This is a genomic window from Nocardia arizonensis (genome assembly GCF_001310275.1).
Taxonomy (GTDB): Bacteria; Actinomycetota; Actinomycetes; order Mycobacteriales; family Mycobacteriaceae; genus Nocardia; species Nocardia arizonensis.
Genome location: NZ_LGYZ01000046.1, coordinates 21,105 through 30,992 on the forward strand (window position 1 = coordinate 21,105; position 9,888 = coordinate 30,992).

The window sequence follows — 9,888 nt, forward strand, 5'->3', positions numbered from 1 at the left end:
AAAGACGCACGGCGACCGGCGATCCGCGCGAATTCATACCCTCGCCGTCCGCGGCGTGGATCGGCACCGAACATCCCCGGTCGAGGGCCGTCCAGTGCCGAATCCCCGCGGCGGCGTCAGGGGTGCGCGACCCAACCGGCGCCGCGCACGATCAATTCCTTGACCCACGCACCGAGCCGTCCGGTCAGCACGGTCCGGGCCGGACTGTCGTCGGCGCGCAGGAGTTGGATGACGCCGTCCCGGCGTCCGAGGCTCAGGCATTGCGCCACATAGCGATAGCGGAAATCGCCCGGCTCGCCACCGCGCAACCGGGTCGCGATGGCGGCGCCGGCGTACAGGCCGGCGGGCTGTGCCGTCGCGCACGCCATGCGCAGTTCGCGCCCGCCCGGACCGGCGATCACCGCCGCGTCGCCCACCGCGTAGATATCCGGGTGCGAGACCGACCGCAGACCCGCGTCGGTGCGTATCCGCCCGTTTCCGTCCACGGCGAGACCGGCATCGGCGGCCAGGGGCGGCACCGCGAATCCGGTGGTCCACATCGTCGTGTCCGCCGCCACCTCGGTGCCGTCTGCCAACCGCACTCCCGCGGGCAGCACCTCGACGACCTTCGCGCCGGAACGGATCTCGACCCCGAGCCGCTCCAGCGTGCGCCGCACATGAGCCGCCGCCTTCGCCGACATCCACCCCGCGGGCTCCTCCGAACTCAACAGCGTCACCCGCGAATTCGGATGGGATTCGGCGAGTTCGGCCGCCAACTCGATCCCGGTCGCGCCACCGCCGACCACCGCGACCGATCCGCGCGGCGGCCGCACATCCTCGGGCGTCGCGACGAATCGCGCGTATTCCGCGGCGCCCGGCACGCCCGCGGTATCGCGCGCACTGCCGAGCGCGTAGACCAGCGTGTCGTATTCGAGCGACGGCGCGCCGTCGAGCCGAACCAGCCTGCGCGCCGGGTCGAGACCGAGCGCACGAGCATGCACGAAGTCGATTCCCTTGGCGCGCAATTCTTCTCGCAGGTTCCAGCGCGGAATGTCCTGTCCGGCCGCGCGTTGGTGCAATCGGACCCGCTCGACGAATTCCGCGCGCGCGTCCACCACGGTGATGTGCGCGTCACTCGCCCGGCGGGCCAGTCGCCGGGCCGCCGCGAGTCCGGCGTATCCCGCGCCGAGGACGACGATGCGATGTCCCGCGATGGCGGCGTTCTGCTCTGTGGTCATGAGGTGGCTCCTTCCGATGGCCGACACCACCTAGACCGGACAGCGCCCCGATTCCTGACAACCCGCGAACATGAGCCGCGTCACTCTCCGGCCGCGGCCACCCGGACGAGATAGGCCAGCTTGTCGGGATTGACGATCAGTCGCACCGCGGCGACGGCATCCCCGGCGACCTCGATGCCCATCACGAGCACCGGCTTCCGGTCCAACAGGACCACCGGTGCGGGCGCGCCGTTGATCTCCCAGGTCTCGAGCCGCATCCCCGGCTCCGACCACCGTGCCAGTCCGGTCAGGTAGCGGGCCACCCGGTGGGCGCCGAGCACCGGCTTACGCGCCGCGTTGACCTTGCCGCCGCCGTCCGCGGTCGCGGTCGCGTCGGCGGTGAGCAGGGACTGCAACTGCTCGACGTCACCGGAGCGCGCCGCCTTCAGGAAGCGCTCGACCAGCGCGGCGGCTCGATCGGGTTCGACGGCGAATCGGGGCGCGCCCGCGCGGACGCGCTGACCGGCGCGCCGATAGGTCTGCTGCGAATACGATTCGGAAATCGAGAGCATGTCGGCGATTTCGCGATGCGCGTACCCGAATGCCTCGCGCAGCACGAAGACCGCGCGCTCGAGCGGGGACAGCCGCTCCAGGGTGGTGAGCAGCGCCAGGGAGACCTGTTCGCGTTCCTCGACGGTCTCGAGCGGACCGAGTTCACCGCGCGCGGTCGGCACCGGCTCCGGCAACCACGGCCCCACATAGGTCTCCCGGCGGGCCCGTGCCGAGACCAGCCAGGTGCGGCACAGATTGACCACCGCGGTGGTCAACCACGCCTCGGCGGACCGGATGGCGGCGCGGTCGGCGCCGTCCCAGCGCAGATAGGTCTCCTGCACCGCGTCCTCGGCCTCGCTCGCCGAGCCGAGCATGCGGTAGGCGAGCGCGAACAGTCTGGGCCGATGCGCCTGGAACCGACGCAATCCGTCCGATTCCATCGCTGTCCCTCCTCCACGCTCGGTCACCGGACCGGCTCAGCGTGTCACGTCGTCGGCCGTCGGCTTCCTCGCCCCCGGCCGGCGCAGCCGTAACCGGCTGGAACCGCGGATCACCGGACGGCGCAGAGCGGGACGGCGCCGCTGGGCCCGGCGCTGCGCCCGGCGTTCGGCCGGTTTGTGCTTCCAGGTCTCCGGGCGGGCGGCCACCCAGCGCTGGGAGTGCCACGCGAAGGGGATGTGTGCCAGATACAGCGCGACCAGGATCAGCAACAGCACGATCGGATAGGTCACCAGCAACGCCGCGGCGACCGCGACCAGCACCAGCAACGCGGCCGCGGCCTGCGGCACAACCGACACCGACTTCATGGCCAGCGTCGGCACGGTGCTCACCGCCAGGGCCGCCGCGAACACCGTCCACACCGCGACGGTGTAGAAATCGACCCACCACCCGTCGCCGAATTGCACCTTCAGCGCGATCGGGACCAGCGCGATGAGCGCCGCCGCGGGCGCGGGCACGCCGACGAAGTACTCGCGTGACCATTCCGGGCGGGTGTCGTCGTCGAGCAGGGTGTTGAACCGCGCCAACCGCAGCACGATGCTCACCGCGAACAGCAGGGCCACGATCCAGCCCGCGCTGGTCTCGTCCAGCAGGGCGACGTAGAGCACCAGCGCGGGCGCGACGCCGAAGGATATGGCGTCGGACAGCGAATCGAGTTCGGCGCCCATCTTGGTGGTGGCGTCGAGCATGCGCGCCAACCGGCCGTCCAGGGTGTCGAGCACCGCCGCCGCGCCGACCATCGCCAGCGCGACATCGAGCATGCCGTCCAGCGCGAACTTCACCGCCGACAATCCGGCGGCGAGCGCCATGATCGTCACGATGCTCGGCAGAAGTCGGATACTTCTGCGTCTGCGCTGCTGCGGCGGTGTGGGCAGTGCCGCCTCCATCATGAATCGGCGGGTGTCGAACCTGCCGTAGGCAGGACGGCCAGCACCGTCTCGGCCCCGATGGTGCGCTGTCCGGGCCGGACGAGCGGTTCGGTGCCGAGCGGGAAATACGTGTCGACCCTCGACCCGAAACGGATGAGTCCGTAGGTGTCGCCGATGGTGAGGACGTCGTCGACCTCGGCGTCACACACGATACGCCGGGCAAGCAGTCCGGCGATCTGCACGACCACGATCCGCTCGCCGTGCGGGGTCTCGAGCACCATGCTGGTGCGTTCGTTGACCGAGCTGGCCTCGGGCAGATCGGCGGAGCGGAACTGGCCGGGTTCGTGGATCACCGTGCGCACGGTGCCCAAGACCGGGCTGCGCTGCACATGCACGTCGAGTACCGAAAGGAAGATGCTCACCCGGGGCAGCGGCTGCGCGCCGAGCCCGAGTTCGGCGGGCGGCACCGCCGTGTCGACCAAGGCGATCTCGCCGTCGGCGGGCGCCACAACGACACCGGCCCGATTCGGCGGCACCCGGCGCGGATGGCGGAAGAAGCCCGCGCACGCCGCAGCGGCCAGCAGACCCGTGCGGCGCACCCACTTGCGCCGTCCGCCCAGCACCGCGACCGCCAGCGGCGCGGCCACGAACGGTAGTCCGGCCGGATGCAGCGGGGGAATCGCTGCCCGGACCAGGTCGACCACGTGGCCGATTCCGGTGGTCTCGGGCGTGCCGGGCGGGGTGGGGCGGCGTGCCACAGGCTCCTCTTTCATTCGTCAGGCGCAAGCGATCACACCTTACGGGAACCGGGCGCATGACATGTTGTGGTCGGCCGACCCTACGTACGGTGAACAGTTGCACCGGACACAGCGGCACGACCGCGCCGCCGAGGCAGCCGAGGAAACCGAAAACCAGCCCGCACCGCGCACGTCGAACCGAACAGGGCCGGCGTGCAGCCGCCCAGCAAACCTCCGAGCACGCCGGCGAGGATCGAGCACGATGCCCACCGCGCATCGGCGTTCCTGGCGTTGCTCGCGATCCGTCCGGCCGATCCGCCGACGACGATCCGACCGATATCCCAGGACGAGCATGGCGACCTCGCATCACCGGGCGGGCGCGACGAATGGCAAACGACACGCTATCCAAGGGTGTACCCGGCGGATGTGAGAATACGCACGTCATATTTCGCCGCGGCGAGCTAATCTGAGGGGGCCTCATGTCTACGGTGACGTAGGAGGCGATGGCGCGGCAATCCGCGCATGATGAGGACATTTCGGATGCTTCGGGGACAACCCGGCGGCAGCGCCGCAGGTACATAGGAGACGCACCATGTCTGCTCGACTCGCCCAGACCACGGGGGCAGAGCACACCGCGATCCTCGGGCTCGGCGTATATCGCCCCGCCCGGGTGGTCACCAACGACGAGGTCGCCGGACCGATCAACTCCAGCGACGAGTGGATTCGGACCAGATCGGGTATCAAGACGCGCCGATTCGCCTCCGACGAGGAGACGATTCAGAGCATGAGCGTCGCCGCCGCCCGCGGCGCGCTCGAGGCTGCCCGAATCGAGGTCGACCAGGTCGACTGCGTGATCGTCGCGACCTCGACGCATCTGCTGCTCACCCCCGCGGCCGGACCGCGCATCGCCACCGAACTCGGCATGAACGGCGCGGCGGCCTTCGACGTGTCCGCGGGCTGCGCGGGCTTCTGTCACGGGTTGGCGCTGGCCTCGGATCTGGTGCGCGCGGGAACGGCCAAGAACGTGCTGGTCATCGGCGTCGAGAAATTGACGGACACCGTCAACCCGACCGATCGCTCCACGGCCTTCCTCTTCGCCGACGGCGCGGGCGCGGTCATCGTCGGCCCCGCCGACGAACCGGGTATCGGCCCGACGGTCTGGGGCTCGGACGGCACCCAGCATCACGCGATCCGCCAGGACAAGGACTGGATCGAATACTTCAAAGAGCTCGAGGAGAAGGGTCTCGACGCCGTGCGGCCCTATCTGGCGATGGAGGGTACGGCGGTGTTCCGCTGGGCCGCGCACTCGCTGGAGAAGGTCTGCCGCGACGCCATCGACCGCGCCGGACTGTCCACCGACGACCTGGACGCCATGATCCCGCACCAGGCCAACGGCCGGATCATCGAGATCATGGCCAGGGTGCTGAAACTGCCGGAGAACTGCGCACTCGCCAACGACATCGAGGAGACGGGCAACACTTCGGCGGCCTCGATTCCGCTCGCGATGGAGTCGCTGTTGCGCAAGGGCGAATCCAAGCCGGGCGACACGGCACTGCTGATCGCCTTCGGCGCGGGTCTGTCCTACGCCGCCCAGGTGGTCAAGCTGCCGAACTGGGTGTAGTCGAGCAGACGACGGGGTGGCCGAGCCGATCGGCCACCCCGTCGCGCTCAGGACTCCGCTTCGACCGCGGTCTTGATCTTGCCGAGGGTCTCGTTCATGCCGCGCACCAGGTTCGCCTCGAACGCCTCTTCACCGCCGAGCAGCGCGTCGACCATCTTGCGCACCGGCCAGGAGACACCGTTGACGACATCGCGGCGCTGGGTCAGCCGCGTGCCGGTCTCGGTGGGCTCGAGGGTGAAGCTCCACACGGTGAAGTTCTCGTTCATGCGGAACGCGAACCCCTTGTCGGGTTCGAAGCGCACGATACGCGAGGTGGTGGGGTAGAACTTGCGGCCGTCGCGGTTCCAGTTGACCGTCCAGGTTCCCGCCTTGGGGGTGCCGACCGGAATCATCCGCACGGTGTTCGGGCTGAACTCGGGCATCCGCTTGAGATCGGACACGACCTTCCACACCTTGTCCGGCGGCGCGCTGATGTCGATGGCGGCTTCGAGGGTGTTGGGCACTGTGCCTCCGTGGGTCGCGCGCTCGGCATCGAGCGCAAGTCAACGACGAGTCGTCCGATCCTAGCTCGATCGGGGTGGAAGGCTCCCAGGTCACATTTTGGACTTCAACCACCCGGCACCACGATGCCGAGCGCACAATGGTTGCCAGACGAGAACATCGGACACCTCGAGCATCAGACGACGCAGAAGTATCAGACACAGCCACCAGATTTCCGTCCAGTGTGAGGTGATCGGCCGTGAAACTGCGCTCTTTTATCCACCGTCGCTACGCGGACCGGATTCCGCTGCTGCCCTCCACCGATCCCGACGACCCCGCCGACGGCGGCAGACCGAGTACCAGGCGGGCCAAGACCGATGCCCGCGAGGAACGTCTCGAACGGCTACTGACACCGGGTGAGCTCGAGATCGTCGAACAACACCGGTGGTGAACGAATCCGGCGGCCGGAGCCCGGGAGCGGACATCCGCACCGACGGCATCCGCCGCCGAGACCCGACATACTTCTAAGGTGACTGCACCCGCTACGACGAAACCGGCCATCCTCAGCGTCGACGACGACCCCGGGGTGTCCCGGGCCGTCGTCCGCGACCTGCGCCGCCGCTACGGGGCCGACTACCGGATTCTGCGTGCGGAGTCCGGCGCCGACGCACTCGACGCACTGCGCGAGATGAAGTTGCGCGGTCAACCGGTGGCGGTGCTCATCGCCGACTACCGGATGCCGGGTATGGACGGCATCGAGTTCCTGGAGCAGGCGATGGACCTGCACCCCTACGCGCGGCGCGTCTTGCTGACCGCCTACGCCGACACCAACGCCGCGATCGACGCCATCAATGTCGTCGATCTGGACCACTACCTGCTCAAACCATGGGATCCACCGGAGGAGAAGCTGTATCCGGTGCTCGACGGGCTGCTCGAGGCGTGGCGCTCGAGCGACCACAAGCCGGTCACCGAGACCAAGGTCGTCGGCAACCGGTGGTCGCCGCGATCCTCACAGGTGCGCGAATTCCTGGCCCGCAACCAGCTGCCCTACCGCTGGTATCTGGCCGACGAACCCGAAGGCGCGCGCCTGCTCGAGGCCGCGAGTGCCGATCCCGACCGATGTCCGGTGGTGATCACGGCCGCGGGCCAGGCCCTGATCCAGCCCTCCGACAGCGAACTGGCCGAACATGTCGGGCTCACCGTCCACCCGACCGGCGATTTCTACGACCTGATCGTCGTCGGCGGCGGTCCGGCCGGACTCGGCGCGGCAGTCTACGGCGCCTCCGAAGGTTTGCGCACGGTGCTGGTGGAACGCACCGCGACGGGCGGTCAGGCCGGGCAGAGTTCACGCATCGAGAACTACCTCGGGTTCCCCGACGGCCTTTCCGGCGCCCAGCTCGCCGATCGCGCGCGGCGCCAGGCCGCGAAATTCGGCGCCGAGGTCATCACCACCCGTGAGGTCACCGGACTCGAGATCAACGGATCGGCACGGGCGGTCACCTTCGCCGACGGCGGCACGCTGCACGGGCACACCGTGATCATCGCCACCGGCGTGGACTACCGCCGCCATCCGGCGGCCGGGGTCGACGATTTCACCGGCCGCGGCGTCTACTACGGCTCGGCCATGACCGAGGCATCCGAATGCGCCGGTCACGATGTCTATATCGTCGGCGGCGCGAATTCGGCCGGCCAGGCCGCGGTATTCCTTTCGCGCAACGCCCGCGCGGTGCACTTGGTGGTGCGCGCGGATTCGCTGGCGAAGTCGATGTCGCACTATCTGATCCAGCAGATCGAGCAGATCCCCAACATCACCGTGCACACCGAGACCGAGGTGACCGCGGTGGACGGCGACGACCATCTGCGCGGCATCGTGCTGCGCGACAATGCCTCCGGCGCCGAGGAGAAGGTGGACGCCGAACGGCTCTTCCTGTTCATCGGGGCCGCACCTCAGACCGAATGGCTCGACGGCGTGGTCCTCCGCGATACCGCCGGCTATGTGCTCGCAGGCCCGGATCTGCTGGTCGACGGCGCGCGACCAGCCGGATGGGAATTACCGAGGCCGCCGCACCACTTGGAAACGAGTGTCCCCGGCGTATTCGTCGCCGGGGACGTGCACGCCGAATCCGCCAAGCGGGTGGCCTCCGCGGTCGGTGAGGGCGCCATGGCCGTGATGTTGGTGCACAGATATCTCGCGTGAAGCGCAGGCCGTCCGTGATCGAAAGGCACGTTATGGGCAACGAAACCATCGAGCGCACCGGTCAGCCGGTCTGTGATACGGAAGAACTGCGCTCGCTGTTCCTGTTCGAGAAGTTGACCGACGAACAGCTGAGCTGGCTGTGCACCGACGGTCGCATCGAATATCTCGAACCCGGACTCATCTTCCGCGAGGGCGATCCGGCGACCTGCTTCTATGTGCTCATCGACGGTGAACTCCGGCTCACCAAACTCTCCGGTGGCACCGAGATCGAATTGAACCGCACCGGCTACCGAGGCGTGTACGCGGGCGCGTGGACCGCATATCTGGGCGACAAGGTCGACCAGACCTACAGCGGCTCGTTGTACGCCACCCGCAGATCGCGGTTCTTCGTGCTCGACGCGGGCACCTTCTCGCGCATGATGCACGAATGGTTCCCGATGGCGGTGCATCTGCTCGACGGCGCCTTCAACGGCAATCGCAACACCAACCAGCGGCTCGCCGAACGCGAGCGGCTGCTGGCGCTGGGTTCGCTGTCGGCGGGGCTGACCCACGAATTGAACAATCCCGCCGCCGCGGCCGTACGAGCCACCGCGGGCCTGCGCGAACGTGTCGCCGGTATGCGGCACAAATTGGCGATGATGGCCGAGGGCAAATTCCAGCCCGAGGTGCTGGTCACCCTGGTCCGATTGCAGGAGGAGGCCGCGGCCCAGGTCGCCAAGGCTCCCGATCTGACACCCATGCAGGCCGCTGACCGCGAGGACGCCCTCGGCGAATGGCTGGAGGAGCACGAAATCGCCGACGGCTGGAATCTCGCGCCGAATTTCGTGCAGGCGGGATTCGACGTGGACTGGCTGGAACGGGTCCGCGGCACCTTGGAAGCCTGCCCGAACAAGGTATTCGAGGGCGCCATCCGCTGGTTGAACTACACCATCGAAACCGAATTGCTGATGAACGAGATCGGCGACTCCACCGCCCGCATCTCCACCCTCGTCGACGCCGCCAAACAGTATTCGCAGATGGATCGCGCCCCCTTCCAGGTCGTCGACCTGCACGAACTGCTCGACAGCACCCTGGTGATGATGAGCCGCAAACTCGGCGACGGCATCGAGGTGGTGAAGGTCTACGACCGCGCCTTACCGCCGGTCCCGTGCTACGCCGCCGAATTGAATCAGGTGTGGACCAATCTCATCGACAACGCCTGCTACGCCATGAACCGCAGCGGCACCCTCACCGTACGCACCTATCAGGAAAACGATTGCGCGGTCGTGGAGATCGGCGACACCGGCCCCGGAATACCCGACGACATCCGCCGCCGAGTCTTCGAGCCCTTCTTCACCACCAAGCCGGTAGGTGAAGGAACCGGCCTCGGCCTCGACATCTCCTTCCGCATAGTGGTGAACAAGCACAACGGCGACATCCGAGTCGAATCCGAACCCGGCAACACCCGCTTCACAGTCCGCCTCCCCCTGAACCGCCCAGAAGCCGCACCCCCACAAGCATCCGAGAACGAACACCCAAACCCCGCCGCGACGAAGTCACGGCCATAGACACAGTTCGCGGCCGTGCCGAAGGCACGGCCAAAGACACAGCTCCAGTACGCGAGACCAAAGGGCAGCGAACCGATCGCCACCGAAGGCGGGTGCCAGAGATGCCACCGAAGGCAGTGCCAGAGATACGGACACTGCACACCCACGCAACCACCACGGAGCGAGTCATACGAGCGACCGTTCGCGGCCGT

9 protein-coding genes are annotated in these 9,888 nt (G+C 68.1%); 4 read left to right on the forward strand and 5 right to left on the reverse strand.

Annotation, left to right across the window (positions count from 1 at the left end):
* Window positions 1-116: 116 nt before the first annotated feature.
* From APZ21_RS06515 to APZ21_RS06530, 4 genes are all read right to left on the reverse strand, one after another.
* Window positions 117-1,217 (reverse strand): NAD(P)/FAD-dependent oxidoreductase, encoded by a 1,101-nt coding sequence (locus tag APZ21_RS06515; RefSeq protein WP_054812312.1) that lies wholly within the window; start codon window positions 1,215-1,217, stop codon window positions 117-119.
* 80 nt (window positions 1,218-1,297) lie between these two features.
* Window positions 1,298-2,188 (reverse strand): RNA polymerase sigma-70 factor, encoded by an 891-nt coding sequence (locus tag APZ21_RS06520; RefSeq protein ID WP_054812313.1) that lies wholly within the window; start codon window positions 2,186-2,188, stop codon window positions 1,298-1,300.
* 36 nt (window positions 2,189-2,224) lie between these two features.
* Window positions 2,225-3,133 carry a CDP-alcohol phosphatidyltransferase family protein gene (locus APZ21_RS06525; protein WP_054812314.1) on the reverse strand — a complete coding sequence of 303 codons (909 nt, stop codon included), beginning with the start codon at window positions 3,131-3,133 and terminating at the stop codon, window positions 2,225-2,227.
* Window positions 3,133-3,873, reverse strand: coding sequence for a phosphatidylserine decarboxylase (locus APZ21_RS06530; RefSeq protein WP_054812315.1), 741 nt, complete (start codon window positions 3,871-3,873; stop codon window positions 3,133-3,135). Before APZ21_RS06530 ends, APZ21_RS06525 begins: the two co-directional genes overlap by 1 nt.
* 571 nt (window positions 3,874-4,444) lie before the next feature.
* Here APZ21_RS06530 and APZ21_RS06535 point away from each other — a divergent pair.
* Window positions 4,445-5,473 carry a beta-ketoacyl-ACP synthase III gene (locus APZ21_RS06535; RefSeq protein WP_054812316.1) on the forward strand — a complete coding sequence of 343 codons (1,029 nt, stop codon included), beginning with the start codon at window positions 4,445-4,447 and terminating at the stop codon, window positions 5,471-5,473.
* Window positions 5,474-5,520: 47 nt separating this feature from the next.
* Here APZ21_RS06535 and APZ21_RS06540 read toward each other — a convergent pair whose 3' ends face one another.
* Window positions 5,521-5,976, reverse strand: a complete 456-nt coding sequence (locus APZ21_RS06540; protein ID WP_054812317.1) for an SRPBCC family protein — start codon at window positions 5,974-5,976, stop codon at window positions 5,521-5,523.
* A gap of 236 nt (window positions 5,977-6,212) precedes the next feature.
* Between APZ21_RS06540 and APZ21_RS06545 the strand changes: the two genes are divergently transcribed.
* The 3 genes from APZ21_RS06545 to APZ21_RS06555 all read left to right on the forward strand — a co-directional run bounded on the left by APZ21_RS06545 (window position 6,213) and on the right by APZ21_RS06555 (window position 9,697).
* A complete protein-coding gene (locus tag APZ21_RS06545; RefSeq protein ID WP_054812318.1) occupies window positions 6,213-6,404 on the forward strand; it encodes a hypothetical protein in 192 nt (63 codons plus the stop codon).
* A gap of 78 nt (window positions 6,405-6,482) precedes the next feature.
* Window positions 6,483-8,150, forward strand: coding sequence for an NAD(P)/FAD-dependent oxidoreductase (locus tag APZ21_RS06550; protein ID WP_054812319.1), 1,668 nt, complete (start codon window positions 6,483-6,485; stop codon window positions 8,148-8,150).
* Window positions 8,151-8,182: 32 nt separating this feature from the next.
* Entirely contained in the window at window positions 8,183-9,697 is a 1,515-nt protein-coding gene (locus tag APZ21_RS06555; protein ID WP_054812320.1) for an ATP-binding protein, read from the forward strand.
* Window positions 9,698-9,888 lie beyond the last annotated feature (191 nt).

What these genes read in the sequence shown, in the direction of transcription:
- APZ21_RS06535 (WP_054812316.1), top strand. Translation starts at nt 4,445, where the DNA reads ATGTCTGCTCGACTCGCCCAGACCACGGGGGCAGAGCACACCGCGATC.
- APZ21_RS06555 (WP_054812320.1), top strand. Translation starts at nt 8,183, where the DNA reads ATGGGCAACGAAACCATCGAGCGCACCGGTCAGCCGGTCTGTGATACG.
- APZ21_RS06520 (WP_054812313.1), bottom strand. Translation starts at nt 2,188, where the DNA reads ATGGAATCGGACGGATTGCGTCGGTTCCAGGCGCATCGGCCCAGACTG.
- APZ21_RS06525 (WP_054812314.1), bottom strand. Translation starts at nt 3,133, where the DNA reads ATGGAGGCGGCACTGCCCACACCGCCGCAGCAGCGCAGACGCAGAAGT.
- APZ21_RS06515 (WP_054812312.1), bottom strand. Translation starts at nt 1,217, where the DNA reads ATGACCACAGAGCAGAACGCCGCCATCGCGGGACATCGCATCGTCGTC.